The 16,673-nt window shown below is 69.1% G+C and carries 14 protein-coding genes; 6 read left to right on the top strand and 8 right to left on the bottom strand.

Annotated features, from left to right (window positions below; genetic code table 11):
- Positions 1-8: 8 nt before the first annotated feature.
- Positions 9-977: an alpha/beta hydrolase gene (locus R0232_RS22940; RefSeq protein WP_208513732.1), complete on the bottom strand. Its 969-nt coding sequence runs from the start codon at positions 975-977 to the stop codon at positions 9-11.
- Between the two features lie 226 nt (positions 978-1,203).
- Positions 1,204-3,177 carry a DNA mismatch repair endonuclease MutL gene (mutL, locus tag R0232_RS22935; protein ID WP_431509520.1) on the bottom strand — a complete coding sequence of 658 codons (1,974 nt, stop codon included), beginning with the start codon at positions 3,175-3,177 and terminating at the stop codon, positions 1,204-1,206.
- A 113-nt stretch (positions 3,178-3,290) separates the two neighbouring features.
- Between mutL and R0232_RS22930 the strand changes: the two genes are divergently transcribed.
- Both R0232_RS22930 and R0232_RS22925 read left to right on the top strand, forming a co-directional pair.
- A complete protein-coding gene (locus R0232_RS22930) occupies positions 3,291-5,078 on the top strand; it encodes an IlvD/Edd family dehydratase (RefSeq protein WP_431509519.1) in 1,788 nt (595 codons plus the stop codon).
- 44 nt (positions 5,079-5,122) lie between these two features.
- Positions 5,123-6,475, top strand: a complete 1,353-nt coding sequence (locus R0232_RS22925) for an MFS transporter (RefSeq protein ID WP_431509518.1) — start codon at positions 5,123-5,125, stop codon at positions 6,473-6,475.
- Between the two features lie 7 nt (positions 6,476-6,482).
- Here R0232_RS22925 and R0232_RS22920 read toward each other — a convergent pair whose 3' ends face one another.
- Positions 6,483-7,421, bottom strand: coding sequence for a LysR family transcriptional regulator (locus R0232_RS22920; protein WP_431509517.1), 939 nt, complete (start codon positions 7,419-7,421; stop codon positions 6,483-6,485).
- A gap of 13 nt (positions 7,422-7,434) precedes the next feature.
- Positions 7,435-8,649 carry a dienelactone hydrolase family protein gene (locus tag R0232_RS22915; RefSeq protein ID WP_431509516.1) on the bottom strand — a complete coding sequence of 405 codons (1,215 nt, stop codon included), beginning with the start codon at positions 8,647-8,649 and terminating at the stop codon, positions 7,435-7,437.
- A gap of 95 nt (positions 8,650-8,744) precedes the next feature.
- On the opposite strand from R0232_RS22915, the gene R0232_RS22910 reads away from it, so the two are divergent.
- On the top strand, positions 8,745-9,407 hold the full coding sequence (locus R0232_RS22910; protein WP_093354573.1) for a DedA family protein: 663 nt from the start codon (positions 8,745-8,747) through the stop codon (positions 9,405-9,407).
- An 82-nt stretch (positions 9,408-9,489) separates the two neighbouring features.
- On the opposite strand, the gene R0232_RS22905 is transcribed toward R0232_RS22910, so the two are convergent.
- The 3 genes from R0232_RS22905 to tsaE all read right to left on the bottom strand — a co-directional run bounded on the left by R0232_RS22905 (position 9,490) and on the right by tsaE (position 12,026).
- Complete coding sequence (locus R0232_RS22905; RefSeq protein WP_203201862.1) at positions 9,490-9,774, bottom strand: glycine zipper domain-containing protein; 285 nt, start codon at positions 9,772-9,774, stop codon at positions 9,490-9,492.
- 180 nt (positions 9,775-9,954) lie between these two features.
- Positions 9,955-11,541 carry an N-acetylmuramoyl-L-alanine amidase gene (locus tag R0232_RS22900; protein WP_431509515.1) on the bottom strand — a complete coding sequence of 529 codons (1,587 nt, stop codon included), beginning with the start codon at positions 11,539-11,541 and terminating at the stop codon, positions 9,955-9,957.
- Entirely contained in the window at positions 11,538-12,026 is a 489-nt protein-coding gene (gene tsaE / locus R0232_RS22895) for a tRNA (adenosine(37)-N6)-threonylcarbamoyltransferase complex ATPase subunit type 1 TsaE (protein WP_057597919.1), read from the bottom strand. Before tsaE ends, R0232_RS22900 begins: the two co-directional genes overlap by 4 nt.
- On the opposite strand from tsaE, the gene queG reads away from it, so the two are divergent.
- Positions 12,012-13,085: a tRNA epoxyqueuosine(34) reductase QueG gene (queG, locus tag R0232_RS22890; RefSeq protein WP_431512925.1), complete on the top strand. Its 1,074-nt coding sequence runs from the start codon at positions 12,012-12,014 to the stop codon at positions 13,083-13,085. The two genes, tsaE and queG, sit on opposite strands and share 15 nt — an antisense overlap.
- 601 nt (positions 13,086-13,686) lie before the next feature.
- Here the strand turns inward: queG and R0232_RS22885 are convergent.
- On the bottom strand, positions 13,687-14,604 hold the full coding sequence (locus tag R0232_RS22885; RefSeq protein ID WP_208513309.1) for an AEC family transporter: 918 nt from the start codon (positions 14,602-14,604) through the stop codon (positions 13,687-13,689).
- A gap of 102 nt (positions 14,605-14,706) precedes the next feature.
- On the opposite strand from R0232_RS22885, the gene R0232_RS22880 reads away from it, so the two are divergent.
- On the top strand, positions 14,707-15,681 hold the full coding sequence (locus R0232_RS22880; RefSeq protein WP_209543370.1) for a tripartite tricarboxylate transporter substrate binding protein BugE: 975 nt from the start codon (positions 14,707-14,709) through the stop codon (positions 15,679-15,681).
- Between the two features lie 74 nt (positions 15,682-15,755).
- The gene (gene xerD / locus R0232_RS22875; protein ID WP_057595917.1) at positions 15,756-16,667 is read left to right on the top strand and encodes a site-specific tyrosine recombinase XerD; all 912 of its coding nucleotides are present in this window, start codon (positions 15,756-15,758) and stop codon (positions 16,665-16,667) included.
- Positions 16,668-16,673 lie beyond the last annotated feature (6 nt).

Raw genomic sequence — 16,673 nt, 5'->3', positions numbered from 1 at the left:
GCTGCTAACTAGATCGCCGCGGGCACGGTGCTCGCGCGCGCTTCGCCGCGCACGTCCTGTGGCGACACCGCGGGCGGCAGCGCCGGCGAGGGCGGCGACAGCTTGGGCTGGTTGCGCGCCACCATGTTGTCGGGCTTCATGCGGAACAGCTGCGTGAGCGCCGCGCGGTACTGGGCCTCGCCGACCGAGTTGGTGTTGTGGTGCGAGCCGCCTTCCACCAGCACGAAGAGCTTGGGCACGGTGGCCGCGTCGTAGAGCTTGCGGCCCAGGGTCGGGTTGATCAGGCTGTCGGCGGTGCCGTGCACCACCAGCAGCGGCGCGCCGATGTCCTTGACCTTGTCGATCGCCTCGAAGCGCTGGGTGATGAAGGGACGGAAGGGCAGCCAGCCCCACTTGAAGCTGCCGACCACGTCGGCGATCGAGGTGAAGGTGCTCTCGACGATGGTGCCGCTCTCGTCGTTCACGCGCGCGGCCAGGTCGATGCCGATGGCGCCGCCCAGCGAGTGGCCGAAGATGTAGCGGTGCTGGCGCGGATGGCGCGCGGCCAGCCAGGTCCAGGCGGCGCGGGCGTCCTCGCGCGCCGATTCCTCCGAGGGCAGGCCCTTGGAGCTCTTGCCGAAGCCGCGGTAGTCGATGGCCAGCACCGAGAAGCCCAGCTCGTGCATGCGCTGGATGCGCGGGGCCGAGCCGGCCACGTTGTAGCGCGCGCCGTGCAGGTACAGCAGCACCGGGGTGTCGGTGGTCTCGGGCTCGCCGCCGAGCCACAGGCCGTGCAGGCGGGCGGGCTCGCCCGTGATGGAGGACTGGAAGTCGATCCACACGTCCTGCATGCCCTGGGCCATGGTGGCGGTGTTGCCCCAGCTGCGGTCGCTGGGCTGGAAGATCCATTCACGCTGCTGCTCGTCGAAGGTCGAGCAGCCGGCGGCAAGAATGGCGCAAAGCGAAAGGACTGACGCGAGGAGGGTCCAGCGTTTCATCATGGGAATGAGGGACAGCGAAGCCGGCGAAAAAGTTCATCTGCTTTCTGCCGAAACACGCCGACGTGCATTTCGACACCTCCCTGGCCAGCGCTTCATGGCGTCTTTGGCGAACTCACCATGCAACGTGCGTGCCCGCCATGCGGATGACGGCCCGAAACCCGGAAAAACCCTCAAAAAGCCGCCAGTTGGCGGCTTTTGGGACGGCTTTTGGTGCGGATTTGGCTCAGCGCCCGCGCATGAACAGGGCGTCGAGCTCCCGGATCGAGAGCTGGCGCCAGGTCGGACGGCCGTGGTTGCACTGGTCCGAACGCTCGGTCGCCTCCATCTGGCGTAACAGGGCGTTCATCTCGTCGAGCGTGAGCTTGCGGTTGGCGCGCACCGCGCCGTGGCAGGCCATGGTCGACAGCAATTCGTTCTGGGCCCGCTGCACCACGGTGCTCGCGTCGTGCTGCGACAGCTCGGCCAGCACGCTGCGCGCCAGCTCGACCGGGTCGCCGTCGGCCAGCGTGCCGGGCACCGCGCGCACCGCCAAGGTGCGCGGCGAGAAGGGCGTGATCTCCAGGCCCAGCGTGGCGAGCACGGCGGTGCAGGCCTCGGCCGTGGCCACTTCCTGCGGCGTGGCGGCGAAGGTGGCGGGGATCAGCAGCGGCTGGCTCGAGATGGCGGCGCCGTCGAGCTGGGTCTTCAGGCGCTCGTAGACGATGCGCTCGTGGGCCGCGTGCATGTCGACCACGATCAGGCCCTGGCTGTTCTCGGCCAGGATGTAGATGCCCTGCAACTGCGCCAGCGCGCGGCCCAGTGGCCAGGCTTCGTCGTTGTGGGCCAGCGTCCGGGGCTCGGCCGCCAGGCCGGCTGGGGCCTGGAACGGCGCGGCCGGGGCCTGGGTGCCGAAGCCGGCGGCCGGCGCCGCGCCGACGCCGGAATCGGACAGCACGGGCCAGTGGGCCGACGAGGCTTCGGGCGCCAGCAGGGTTTCGCTGGCGCGCCGTGGCCACATGGCCTCGAAGTCGCCGGCGCCGCGCTCGGCGGCCCTGAAATTGATGGCGGGCTGCGACCACGAGCCGGTCGTGACCGGCGACACCGGCTTGAAGAAGGGCTGCTGCGCCTGGGCCGCCTGCGTGGCGTCGCCGGCGCGCGGCGCGGCCAGCGCGTTCTCGACCGCATGGCGCACCGCCTGGTGCACCTCGCGGCCGTCGCGGAAGCGCACCTCGATCTTGGTCGGGTGCACGTTCACGTCGACGCGCGCGGGGTCGATCTCGAGGTAGAGCACGTAGACCGGCTGGCGCTGGCCGTGCAGCACGTCCTCGTAGGCGCTGCGCACCGCGTGCGACAGCACCTTGTCGCGCACGAAACGGCCGTTGACGTAGAAGAACTGGTGGTCGGCGCGCGAGCGCGCGGCATCGGGAATGCCGGCGCGGCCGACCACGCGCACCGGTCCGCCGACGTGCTCGACGACGACGCTCTGCGCCACGAAATCCTCGCTGAGTGCGTCGCCCAGGCGCTGTTCGCGCTGCTCGCTGGCGCGCCACTGCTCGACCAGCTTGCCGTCGTGCCAGACCGAGAAACCCACGTCGGGCCGTGCCAGCGCATGGCGGCGCACCGCCTCGATGCAGTGGGCAAGCTCGGTGGCATCGGTCTTGAGGAACTTGCGCCGCGCCGGGGTCGCGAAGAACAGCTCGCGCACCTCGACGGTGGTGCCGCGCGAACGCGCCACCGGGCGCAGCTCGCCGGTGCGGCCGTCGAGCGACCAGGCGCCGTCGGCACCCACCGCGCGCGACTGCAGGCTCAGCTCGGCGATCGCGTTGATGGCGGCCAGCGCCTCGCCGCGAAAGCCCATGGTGCCGACCGTCTCGAGGTCGTTGAGGCTCGCGATCTTGCTGGTGGCATGGCGCCGCAGCGCCACCACGAGTTCCTCGCGCGGGATCCCCAGGCCGTCGTCCTCGATCGAGATCAGCCGCACGCCGCCGGCCGCCAGCCGCACCGTGACCTGCGTCGCGCCCGCGTCGAGCGCGTTGTCGAGCAGCTCGCGCACCACCGAGGCCGGGCGCTCGACCACCTCGCCCGCGGCGATCTGGCTGATCAGCTCGTCGGGCAGTTCGCGGATCGGGCGGCGTTCGGCGGGGGGAGGGAGGAGGTGGGAAGGGCGCTCACCGAACCATTCTAGAAGCTGGCCCGGACCGCCCCCCGGGCGGGGCATCGGCTGTATTTGCAGCGCTTATACGGCCTCGCAACCGATCTCATTGGCGCTCGCGCGGCGCTCTCCCTAAGCTCCGGCCGCTCCACGAGAACGCCCTTCGAGAAAGACCCCCAATGACCCCCCGCCCCCTCCGTTCCGCCGCCTGGTTCGACAACCCCGAGCACAGCGAACTCTCGGTCCTCCACCTGGCCTGGTACCTCAACTACGGCCTGACGCGCGAGGAGCTGCAGTCCGGCCGGCCCATCATCGCGATCGCGCAGAGCGGCTCCGACCTGACGCCGTGCAACCGGCACCACCGCGAGCTCGCGCAGCGGGTGCGCGACGGCATCCGCGAGATGGGCGGCATCGCGATGGAATTCCCGATGCACCCGATCCAGGAGAACGGCCGCCGGCCCACGGCCGCGCTCGACCGCAACCTGGCCTACCTGGGCCTGGTCGAGACGCTGACCGGCTACCCGATCGACGGCGTGGTGCTGACCACCGGCTGCGACAAGACCACCCCGGCCGCGCTGATGGCCGCGGCCACCGCGAACATCCCGGCCATCGTGCTGTCGGGCGGGCCGATGCTCAACGGGTGGCACGACGGCCAGCGCACCGGCACCGGCACCACGCTGTTCAAGGCGCGCGAGCTGTTCGCCAAGGGCAGCATCGACTTTCCGGGCTACATCGACCTGGTCGGCTCCACCGTGCCCTCGATCGGCCACTGCAACGTGATGGGCACGGCCTCGACCATGAACGCGCTGGCCGAGGCGCTGGGCATGAGCCTGCCGGGCTGCGCCGCGATTCCGGCACCGTACCGCGAGCGCGGGCAGATGGCCTACGAGACCGGGCGGCGCATCGTGCAGATGGTGCGCGAGGACCTCAAGCCCTCGGACATCCTCACGCGCGCGGCCTTCGAGAACGCGATCGTCGTCAACTCGGCGATCGGCGGCTCGACCAACGCGCCGATCCACCTGATCGCGATCGCCAAGCACGCGGGCGTGGACCTGGCCATCCAGGACTGGGAGAGCGTGGGGCTCGAGGTGCCGCTGCTGCTCGACATGCAGCCGGCCGGCAAGTACCTGGGCGAGGAGTTCTACCGCGCCGGCGGCGTGCCGGCCGTGGTGGCCGAGCTGCATCGCCACGGCCTGATCCGCGAGGGCGCGCTCACGGTCACGGGCCGCACGCTGGCGCAGAACTGCGCGCAGTCGCCGGTGAAGGACACCGACGTGATCCGCCCCTTCGAGGCGCCGCTGCGAAAGAACGCCGGCTTCCTCGTGATGTCGGGCAACCTGTTCGACAGCGCGATCATGAAGACCAGCGTGATCTCGGACGAGTTCAGGGCGCGCTACCTGAGCGCGCCCGGCGACCTCGATGCCTTCGTCGGCCGCGCGATCGTGTTCGACGGCCCCGAGGACTACGAGCGCCGCATCGAGGACCCGGCGCTGGACATCGACGCCTCCTGCATCCTGTTCATGCGCGGCGTGGGGCCGATCGGGCATCCGGGCTCGTCGGAGGTGGTGAACATGCGCGCGCCTGCGCACCTGCTCAAGAGCGGCGTCTCGGCGCTGCCCTGCATCGGCGACGGCCGGCAGTCGGGCACCTCGGGCTCGCCCTCGATCCTCAATGCCTCGCCCGAGGCCGCGGCGGGCGCGGGCCTGGCGCTGCTGCGCACCGGCGACCGCGTGCGCGTGGACCTGAAGGCGCGCCGCGTCGACATGCTCGTGGACGACGAGGAACTGCGCTCCCGCGCGCGCCAGCTCGAGGCCGCGGGCGGCTACCCGATCCCCGCGAGCCAGACGCCGTGGCAGGAGATCCAGCGCGCGATGGTCGACACGCTGTCCGAAGGCATGGTGCTCAAGCCGGCTGTCAAGTACCAGCGCGTGGCGCAGACCGCGGGGATTCCGCGCCGCAACCACTAGCCAGAACGCGCTTCATCCCGAGAATTTTTCAGGAGACAACAACGATGAATCCCTACAGCCCCCTGGTCGGCGCCGCCGTCCACAAGGCGCGCTGGCGCCTGCTGCCGATGCTGGTCCTCATGTACATCATGTCGATCCTCGACCGCGTCAACGTCGGCTTCGCGAAGAACGCGCTGCAGATCGACACCGGCCTCAGCGACGGCGCCTTCGCGCTCGGCGCCGGCATCTTCTTCGTGAGCTACGCCATCTTCGAGGTGCCGAGCAACGTGATCATGACGCGCGTCGGCCCGCGCATCTGGCTCAGCCGGATCATGGTGAGCTGGGGCCTGGTGGCCTCGGCCATGATGTTCGCGACCACCGAGACCTCCTTCTACCTGCTGCGCTTCCTGCTCGGCATCGCCGAGGCCGGCTTCTACCCGGGCGTGCTGCTGACGCTGACCTACTGGTTCCCGGCCAAGGTGCGGGCGCAGGCCAACGGCATCCTGCTGTTCGGCTTCGCGGGCGCGCTGGTGATCGGCGGGCCGGTGTCGGGCGCGCTGCTCGAGATGCACGGCATCGGCGGGCTCAAGGGCTGGGAGTGGATGTTCCTGATCGAGGGCGCGATGGCGGTGGTGGTCGGCATCGCGGCCTTCTTCGTGATCGTCGACCGGCCGCATGCCGCGAAGTGGCTCGCGCCCGCGGAGCAGGACGCGCTGCAGGCCGTGCTCGACCAGGAGGCGGCGCAGAAGGCGGCCGGCAGTCCGCACACCGTGATGCAGACCTTGCGCAACCCGAAGGTGATGTTCTTCGCGCTGAACTTCTTCATCGTGCAGATCGCGGCCTACGGCCTGATCTTCTACCTGCCGAGCCAGGTGTCGCAGATCCTCGGCCAGAAGATCGGGCTGATGGTGGGCTTCGTCACCAGCATCCCGTGGCTGCTGGCGCTGTTCGTCGTCTACTTCGTCACGCGCTGGTCGGACCGGCACCACGAGCGGCGGCGCCTCACGGTGGCCTCGCTCTACACGGTGTTCGGCGTGTGCGTCTGCCTGTCGGCGCACGGCTCGCCGATCTTCGCGATCGCGGCCTTGTCGATCGGTGCCTCGACCTACCTGTCGGGCACGCCGATCTTCTATGCTTTCCTGTCGGAGCGCCTGTCGGGCCTGGGCATCGCCACCGGCATCGCGCTGGTGAATTCCATCGGCAACCTCGGCGGCTTCGTGGCGCCGAGCCTGCGCACCTATGTCGAACAGAACCATGGCGGCTCGGCCGCCGGCCTCTACACGCTGGGCGGCGCGGCGCTGCTCGCGGCCTTGATGCTGGCGCTGATGCCCAGGGGCTGGCGCACCGTGATCGCCGGGCCGCGCGAGGCCTCGCGGTCCGGCGCGGCGCTCGAGGGCTCGGCGCTGCCGCGCGCCTGAGGCCGGTTCAGAGCGACAGCCGCCAGGCGCGCCCCAGCGCCTGCATCGCGCAGTCGACCTCGGGGCGCCGCAGCGCGCCCGCGAGGCAGACGAAGCGCAGGTCGCTCTCGATGCCGACCTGGTCGGCGATCACCAGCCCGTCGCGCTGGCTGGCGCGCAGCGCCACCGCGTCGCGCGCCAGCGAGATGCCCACGCCCGCGCGCACCAGCGCGAGCATCGACGACTCCTGGTCGGCCTGCGCTGCCTTCTTCAGCACCAGCCCGCGCGCCTGCAGCACCGGCGCCAGCAGCCGCGAGTGCGAGGAGGTCGCCGGCGCCAGCACCCAGGGCAGGCAGCTCAGGTCGGGCCAGTCGCGGCCCATCACCTGCGGTCCCCAGCCCGGCGGGCCGATCACCTGGTAGCTGAAGCGCGTGAGCACGGTCGAATGGAAGGCCTTGCCCTCGCTGCGGCGCGAGGCCGAGCTGGCCTGCGGCAGGTCGCTCGCATCGGGATCGCCGAGGTAGAAGCCGACGTCGACCTCCTTGTTCAGCAGCTTGGCCAGCACCTCGCCGCTGGTGCCGTGGTGCAGCTCGGTCTCGAGCTCGGGCGCCAGCGTCACCAGCTCCTTGAGCAGGCCGCTCAGGCGCGTGAACTCGGGGTCGAGGATGGTGCCGATGCGCAGTGCGCCGCGCACGCCGCCCTTCATGCGCTCGGCGGCGATCGCGAAATCGTTGAGGCCTTCGAGCGCGTGTTCCGCGTGGTTGAGCAGCGCCGCGCCGTCGCGCGTCAGCAGCAGGCCGGTGGGCGTGCGCTGGAACAGCTCGAGCTCGACCAGCGCGCCCAGCTCCTTGAGCTGCAGGCTGACCGCCGGCTGCGTGAGGAACAGGCGCTGCGCGCCCTTGGACACCGATCCCTCGCGCGCGACGGCCACGAAGGCCTGCAGCAGCCGCGGGTCGATCTTCTTCATGCGGCGCGCGTGCTCAGGGCATGAGCGTGTTCGACGGCAGCGTCTCGTCGAGCAGCTTGCGCGCCGTCTCGATGCCGGCCACCGGCAGCAGCTTCGGATCGAGCAGGCCCACCTGCACCAGCACGCTGGCCTGGTCCCAGTAGATGTGCTCGTGGTAGAGCTTGTCGCCGCGGAACTTGATGACCGCGAGCAGCGGCACCTCCACGCGCCGGCCCGTGGGCGGCACGCCGGGCAGCATCCACGGGATCTCGGTGGTGTGGGTGAAGGTGAACAGCAGCTCGTCGACCACCTGCGTCGCACCGACGGTGCGCGAGATCGAGGTCAGCGCGGTGTCGGGCGGATTGCTGTTGACGAAGTGGTTGGTATAGAAGGCGTGCAGGTTCCCGTAGCCCACGCCACCGGTCATGGTCGGGATGTGGTTGACGTAGGGCTCGGCCACCATGGTCGACATGGTGTCGTCGACGTTGCGGGTGCCGAACTCGTACTCGCAGTGCTTGTCCCACAGCGCCGAGAGGTCGTAGCGCGGGCCGATCGCGGCCTTGAGCGCGGCGATGCTGCGCTCGTGCGCCATCAGCGCCGAGGGCTTGTGGAAGTGGTCGCCGCCCGCGCGAGCGAAGGCGTGGTCGACGCCCGGATAGACGTGCAGCGCCACCTTCGGATGACCCTTGAGTGCCTGCACGATGCGCTCGCGCGCCTCGGGCGGGCAGAACTTGTCGAGTTCGGCCACGTGCAGCAGCAGTGGCTTGCGGATGTTCTTCGCTTCCTCGAGCGCCGCGTCGATGCCCACGCCGTAGTAGCCCACCGACACGTCGGCATCGGTGCGGCAGGCCGCGAGGTAGGCCAGCTTGCCGCCGAGGCAGAAGCCCAGCACGCCGGCCTGGCGCTCGACCACCTCGGGCCGGTCGCGCAGCACGTCGAGCGCGGCCTGGATGTCCTCCATGCCCTTGGCCTCGTCGAAGCCGCCGTAGAACTTGAAGGCCTGCTGCCAGTCGGCCTCGCTGTAGCCCAGTTCCACGTCGGGCTGCTGGCGCCAGAACAGGTCGGGCACCAGCGCCACGTAGCCTTCCTCGGCGTAGTAGTCGGCCACGTCGCGCATGGTCTTGTTCACGCCGAAGATCTCCTGCGCGATCACCAGGCCGGGCCCGTGGCCCGAGGCCGGCACGGCGAGGTAGCCGCGGAAGCTGCCGCTGCCGTCTTTGGCGGCGAGCTGGATGTATTGACCTGTCATGGGTGTCTCCAAGGTGGGGGTGGGTGTTCTGCAGGCGCGGTCGCGGCCTGGGGTCTTCGCCCGAGGGGCGGACGCTGCAAGGATAATCCGCCCCCATGGAAATCATCAGCTTTCTCGTCGACTTCATCCTGCATGTCGACAAGCACCTCGAGGCCTTCGTCATCGCCTACGGCCCCTGGGTCTACGCGCTCCTGTTCCTGATCGTGTTCGTCGAGACGGGGGTGGTGGTGATGCCCTTCCTGCCCGGCGATTCGCTGCTGTTCATCGTGGGCGCGCTGTGCGGTGTGGGGCTGATGAGCTTTCCGATCGCCTGCACCTTGCTGGTGATCGCGGCCATCCTCGGCGACCAGTGCAACTACAGCATCGGCCGCTACTTCGGGCCCAAGGTGTTCCAGTGGGAGAGTTCGCGCTTCTTCAACCGCAAGGCCTTCGACCAGGCCCATGCCTTCTACGAACGCTACGGCGGCATCACCATCGTGCTCGCGCGCTTCATGCCCTTCATCCGCACCTTCGCGCCCTTCGTGGCGGGCGTGGCCGAGATGAGCCGCGCCAAGTTCAGCATGTTCAACGTCGGCGGCGCGCTGCTGTGGGTGCTGGGCATCGCGACCGCGGGCTACTTCTTCGGCAACCTGCCACTGGTGCGCCAGCATCTCGACAAGATCATCTGGGCACTGATCTTCGTGCCGGGCCTGCTCGCGATCTTCGGCGCCTGGCGCGCGGCGCGGGCCGAGAAGGCGCGCGCGCAGCAGGGCGCCTGAAGCCGCGTCGGCCCACGAAAAAAGAGCGCCCCGCGGGGCGCTCTTTTCGTTGGTGCAGCACGGGTGCCAGGCACCCGGACGGTCAGTAGGTCGGGCCGTTGCGCGGGTAGTAATTGCCCTGCGGATAGCGCTGCTGGTTGTAGTAGTTGCGTTCGTCGGCGTTGCGGCCGACCTGGTTGCCGATGATCCCGCCGATGGCGGCACCACCCACGGTGCTGGCGGTGTTGCCGCCGATCGCATTGCCGACCAGCGCGCCGCCGACCGCGCCGACACCCGTGCCCAGGTTCTGGTTCGGGCCCGACGCGCAGCCTGCCAGCGCCATCACGGAGGTGGCCGCCGCAGCGGCAATCCAGATGCGTGCTTTCATGATGTCCACCTTTCTGTTTAAAAAATCGATGGAGTGATCTTCTGCAAAACGGTGTTCCACGCCGTGTAGGAGCCGGCCGCGCCTGCCTGTGCGGGGCGCCGGGCCGCAGCGTGGGAAGGGGAGCCTGCGCGGGGTCGGCGCTGCCCACGCCGCCCTCTGAAAACAGGGTCCGCAGACCGCTCAGAGCTGCCGGCTGCGCGCCAGCGGCGGGTTCTGCGCGAAATAGCGCTGGATGCCGCGCATCAGCGCATCGGCCAGGTCTTCCTGGTACTGCACGCGGCGCAGGTTGGCTTCTTCCTCGGGATTGCTGATGAAGGCGGTCTCGACCAGCACGCTCGGGATGTCGGGCGCCTTCAGCACCGCGAAGCCGGCCTGCTCGACCTGGCCCTTGTGCAGCCGCGCGCCGATGCCCTTGATCTCGCCAAGCATCGCGCCGCCGAGCTTGAGGCTGTCGTTGATCTGCGCCGTGGTGCTCATGTCGAGCAGCGCGCGCTGCACCTGCGCCTCGTGGTTGCCGACGTTCACGCCGCCGACCTTGTCGGCGTCGTTCTCCTTGTTGGCGAGCCAGCGCGCAGCGCTGCTCGAGGCGCCGCTCTGGCTCAGCGCGAACACGCTGGCGCCGCGCGCGGCCGGCGTGGTGAAGGCGTCGGCATGGATGCTCACGAACAGGTCGGCCTGCACGCGCCGCGCCTTCTGCACGCGCACGCCCAGCGGCACGAAGAAGTCGGCATCGCGCGTGAGGAAGGCGCGCATCGGGTTGCCGTTGATGCTGCTGGCGTTGATGCGGTCGCGCAGGCGGAACGCGACCTGCAACACGATGTCTTTTTCGCGCGTGCCGGCCGGGCCGATGGCGCCGGGGTCCTCGCCGCCATGGCCGGGATCGAGCGCGACGATGATGATGCGGTCGGTGCGGCTGGTGGTGGCGCCGCCGCGCGCGACCGCCACCGGCGGCGGCGGAGCCACGGGGCGGGGCGCGGCCGCGGGCGGGCTCGGCGGCATCGGCAGCGGGCGGTTCTCGGCCACCACCGGCGGCGGCGTCGCGGGGCCGGGCCGCATCGACTGCTGCGCCATCAGCTCGCCCAGCGGATCGGGCGCCGGCGCGGTCGCCACCGCGGGCGGGCGCGCGGGCGGCGCGACCGGCGTGGGGACGGGCCGCGGTGCCGGCACGTTGGGCGAGGGCCGCACCAGGATCGGCGGCCCGCCGTCGGGTGCCAGGCCCGAGGGCGGCGTCGCGGGCGGCGGCACCGCGGGTGCGCTGGCCACCGAGGTGTCGTTGCCGCCGCTGGTGCGCGGGGCGTCGCGCAGGCGCTCGGTGATCAACGCCTCCATCGGGTCGATGGCCTTCTCGGGATAGAGGTCGAGCACCAGCCGGTGCTTGTAGGCGGCCACGGGCGCCAGCGAGAACACCTGCGGCGCCACGGTCTGCTTGAGGTCGAACACGATGCGCACCACCTTCGGTGCGTTCTGTCCCACGCGCAGGCCGTTGATGTAGGGGTCGCCGGGCTTGATCTTGCCGACCAGCTCGCGCAGTTCGTTGCTGAGGTCGATGCCCTCGATGTCGACCGCGAGCCGCGGCGGGTTGCCGACCACGAGCTGCTGCGAATGCAGGCGGATGTCGGACTCGATGGTCACGCGCGTGTAGTCGGCCGCGGGCCAGACGCGCACCGCGAGGATGCTGGCGCCGCGCGCGATCTGATGGACGCCGAGCACCAGCGCGAGGCTGCCGCCCTGCAGCAGCACGCGCCGCTTGAGGCCGCCCGCCTTCATGCGGCGGCGTGGGACAGCAGGTCGCCGCCGCGAGGTGTGTTCGCCAGGAGTGTCACGCTGCGTGTGTCGTCGGTCATTGCTTCGATTTTAATAGCTAGGTCCGCAATTGGAGTGCGCCCCGCCGCGTTTTCGGGCCATTCCGCCAGCTTGAGACCCGGGCCCGCGAAGATGTCGCGGAAGCCCGCGTCCTCCCATTCGCGCGGATCGCTGAAGCGGTAGAAGTCGAAGTGGAAGATCGCGAGGCCGTCGGGCGCCTCGTGCGGCTCGACCACCGCGTAGGTCGGGCTCTTGATGCGCCCGGTGATGCCGAGCGCGCGCAGCAGGTGCCGCACGAAGGTGGTCTTGCCGGCCCCGAGGTCGCCGTGCAGTTCGACGAAGGCATCGCGCAGGGCGGGGGAGGCCGCGAGCGAGCGAGCGAAGGCCTCGGTGTCGGCCTCGTCGCGCCAGCGCATTTCTACAATCGGCAAGTGATCGTCAGCAGCCATCCACTCGTTGTGCGTATTCAGGCCTTGGCCCGGGAACTCGGATTCTCCCAAATCGGAATCGCGGGCGTCGATCTGTCGAGCGCCGAGGACGGTCTGATGCAATGGCTGGCCCATGGGTTCCATGGCGAGATGGATTACATGGCCGCGCACGGCACGCGGCGCGCGCGGCCCGCCGAGCTGGTGCCCGGCACCGTGAGCGTGATCACCGCGCGCATGGACTACCTGCCGCGCGACACCGATCCCGACTGGCAGGCGATCGAGTTCGACCGCCTGCGCCGGCCCGGCGAGGCGATCGTCTCGGTGTATGCGCGCGGCCGCGACTACCACAAGGTGCTGCGCAACCGGCTCGCGAAACTGGCCGAGCGCATCGCGCAGGAGGTCGGGCCTTTCGGGCACCGCGCCTTCACCGATTCGGCGCCGGTGCTCGAGGCCGAGCTGGCCTCGCGCAGCGGGCAGGGCTGGCGCGGCAAGCACACGCTGGTGCTCGATCGCAACGCGGGCTCGATGTTCTTTCTCGGCGAGATCTACGTCGACATGGTCCTGCCCGAGAGCGAGCCGGTGAGCTCGCACTGCGGCAGCTGCAGCGCCTGCATCGACGTGTGCCCGACGCAGGCGATCGTGGCGCCGCGGCGGCTCGATGCGCGGCGATGCATCTCCTACCTCACGATCGAGCACGGGGGGGCGATTCCGGTCGAGCTGCGGACGTTGATGGGGAACCGGATCTATGGCTGCGACGACTGCCAGCTGATCTGTCCGTGGAACAAGTTCGCGAAGAAGAGTTCGTTGGTGGACTTCGATGCGAGGGAAGGGTTGACGGGGCGTACCTTGGCCGAGTTGTTTGCCTGGACCGAGGAGGAGTTCTGGCGGAGGACGGAGGGGAGTCCTATTCGGCGGATTGGGCATGAGCGGTGGTTGCGGAACATTGCTGTGGCGCTGGGGAATGCTTTGAGGGCTGGTGAAGAGGGTGCTCTTGAGGCGCTGGTTTCTCGGAAGGATGGGTCCAGTGCCCTGGTTCGGGAGCATGTGGAGTGGGCGTTGGGGGCTTCTTCCTCTAAATAGCGGTTTGCTTTTTTTGAGGCAGGAGCCGGGAATTCCGCCCGGCGGCGGACCTACTTTCTTTTGCTTCGCCAAAAGAAAGTAGGCAAAGAAAAGGCGACCCCACTGTCTGCGACCCTCCGCTTCGCTACGGGCAACCTGCGGTGCTCGCGTTTCGCGGGGTCTCGCAGAAATCGCTTCGCTCAAACAGCTGCGAGCCCTTATCCGCGAAACGCTGCGCTCCTCGGCGCAGCCAGAGGGGGTGGGTCGGGCCGTCGCTTCGCTCGGCCTCAGTGAAAGATCCAAGGCCTATGCATGCGCACTCACCACACAAGGACGCGCCATGGCGCGTTGACCCTAGTCCCCTCTGGCTGTGCCGAGGAGCGCAGGAGAAAGCGGGATAAGGGCCGCAGCTGTTTGAGCGAAGCGAGTTCTGCGGACCCCCGCTTTCTCCGAGCACCGCAGGTTGCCCGTAGCGAAGCGGAGGGACACAGACAGCGGGGTCGCCTTCTTTTGCTTACTTTTCTTGGCGAGACAAGAAAAGTAAGTCGCCCGCCGGGGCGAGACCCGGCCAACAGCCTCAGCAGGACCAACAAAAAAATCAAGCAGACAGCGCTGGAAGGATTCAACGAGGCAGCGCCAAAGCAAACGGCAAACTAACCACCCCCAACACCGTAGACATAGTCACCAACCCCGCCACAAACGCCCCGTTGTACCCCATCCTCTGCGCCAACACATACGCACTCGAAGCCGTAGGAACCGCAGAAAAAGCCATCAACACCGAAGCCTGCGCCGCATCCAGCCGCAACCACCGCGCCAGCCCCCAGGCCACCAGCGGCAAGATGAAGTGCCGAATGGAAAGCACCGAAGCGGCCAGCACCTTCCCCCGTCCCAACGTAGCGAACTGCATCCCCGCCCCCGCAGCCAGCAACCCGAGCGCCAACGAAGCCGCTCCGATCCGCGACAAGGTCGGCGTGAGCCAGCCAGGCACCGTGAACCCCAGCACGTTCGCCAGCAACCCCGCCACTGTCGCCACGATCAGCGGATTGCGCACCAGCTGCCGCGCGAACCCGGTCTGCGCATGCCGCGTCATCGGCCACACCGCCGCGATGTTCATCATCGGAACGCACACCCCGATCAGCACCGCGATCAGCAGCAGGCCCTCGGGTCCCGCGAGCCGCTCGGCCATCGCGAGGCAGATGAAGGAGTTGAAGCGGAACGCGACCTGCACGCTCGCCGCATGGTCGCGCCGGTCGAGGTGCGAGCCGATGCCCGGCAGCCAGGGCAGGGCATAGGCCAGCGCCACGCCGCACAGGCTCACGCCCACGCCCGCCATCAGCAGGCTCGAGGTCGCACCGAAATCGAGCGGGCTGCGCACGATCGAATGGAACAGCAGCGTAGGAAAAAGAAAGTAGTAAACGAGGCTCTCGACCTGGTCCCAGACCTTGCGGTCCAGCGCGGTGTAGCGGCACAGGAGCCAGCCGATGGCGATCAGGGAGAAGTCGGGGAAAAGCAGCTGCGCGTAGTTCACCGCGTCGAGCATAAACCGCCCAAACCATGGGTATTCCACAGCCCGGGTCGAAGCAACGAGCCGCTAGCATCGCTGCTTTCGCAATTTTCGTCCCCATCGTTCAAGGAGTAATCGATGCAACGTCGTCAATGGAGTGCCTTCGTCGGTGCCGCCGCGCTGGTCGCGGTCGCGGGCCCGGCCTTCGCCCAGGGCTATCCCAACAAGCCGGTCGAACTGAGCGTTCCCTTCGCCCCGGGCGGTACGACGGACATCGTGGCGCGCGTGGTGGCCGATCCGCTGGGCAAGGTGCTGGGCCAGCCGGTGGTGGTGATCAACCGGGCCGGCGGCGGCGGCATCGTGGGCGCGGCCGAGACGGCGCGCTCGGCGCCCGACGGCTACAAGCTCGGCGTGGCCACGGTGTCGAGCACCGCGGCCAACCCGGCCATCAACCCGAAGACGCCGTACGACCCGATCAACGACTTCACGCCGATCATCAACATCGCGGCCACGCCGAACATCATCGCGGTCAACCCGAGCTTCCCGGCGAAGAACTACGCCGAGTTCGTGGCCGAGCTCAAGAAGAACCCCGGCAAGTACTCGTACGCCTCGTCGGGCACGGGCGGCATCGGCCACCTGCTGATGGAGCTCTACAAGAGCCTCACCAACACCTTCGTCACGCACATCCCCTACCGCGGCGCGGGCCCGGCGCTCAACGACGTGGTGGCCGGCCAGGTGCCGATCATGTTCGACAACATCCCCTCGGCCATGCCCTTCATCCAGAGCGGCCGCCTGATCCCGATCGTGGTCTCGGCGCCGCAGCGCCTGGCCGCGCTGCCGAACGTGCCGACCTTCAAGGAAGTCGGCCTCGAACCGGTGAACCGCATGGCCTACTACGGCATCCTGGGCCCGAAGGGCCTGCCGAAGGAAGTGGTCGACAAGATCAGCGCCGGCGTGAAGAAGGCAGTGGAAGACCCGGCCGTGAAGAAGCGCATCGAGGACACCGGCTCGCTGATCGTGGCCAACACGCCCGAGCAGTTCTCGGCCCAGATCAAGGCCGAGTACGAGGTCTACAAGGAAGTCGTGGCCAAGCAGAAGCTCAAGCTCGACTGATTCCGCGCCATCCGCAAGAAGGGCCGTTCCTCGTCGCGGGGGAGCGGCCTTTTTTTTGCTATCTTGTGCCATCCATGACCGAGGCCGCCGCCGCACCCACCCCCGACATCGACGAGTTCATCGACGCCCTCTGGCTCGAGGACGGCCTGTCGAAGAACACGCTCGCCGCCTACCGGCGCGACCTCGCGCTGTTCGCGCACTGGCTCGACCAGCAGCGCGGCGGCATGAAGCTCGGCGCGGCGCAGGAGGCCGACCTGCAGGCCTACATGGGCGTGCGGCTGTCGGCCAAGGGCAAGGCGACCTCGGCCAACCGGCGGCTCACGGTGTTCAAGCGCTACTACCGCTGGGCGCTGCGCGAGCGCCGCATCGTGGCCGACCCCAGCCTGCGGCTGATGCCGGCGCGCCAGATGCCGCGCGCGATCAAGCTGCTGTCGGAGAAGCAGGTCGACGACCTGCTCGGCGCGCCCGACGTCGACACGCCGCTGGGCCTGCGCGACCGCGCGATGCTCGAGCTGATGTATGCGAGCGGGCTGCGCGTGAGCGAGCTGGTGTCGCTCAAGGTGATCGACATCAGCCTCAACGACGGCGTGCTGCGCGTGCTCGGCAAGGGCAGCAAGGAGCGGCTCGTGCCCTTCGGCGGCGAGGCGCGGCGCTGGATCGAGCGCTACATCGAGGAGTCGCGCCCCGTGATCCTCGACGGCCAGCAGACGCCCGACCTGTTCGTGACCGCGCGCGGCGCGGGCATGACGCGCGTGATGTTCTGGGTCATCGTGAAGAAGCAGGCGGCCGCGGCCGGTATCCACGTGCCGCTGTCGCCGCACACGCTGCGCCATGCCTTCGCGACCCACCTGCTGAACCACGGCGCCGACCTGCGCGCGGTGCAGATGCTGCTGGGCCATGCCGACATCTCGACCACCACCATCTACACCCACGTGGCGCGCGAGCGGCTCAAGCAGCTGCACGCGCAGCACCACCCGCGTGGCTGAGCCCCG

Origin of the sequence: Variovorax sp. DAIF25, from assembly GCF_050711835.1 — a bacterium.
GTDB lineage: Bacteria > Pseudomonadota > Gammaproteobacteria > Burkholderiales > Burkholderiaceae_C > Variovorax.
This window is presented reverse-complemented; position numbering and strand designations above follow the sequence as displayed.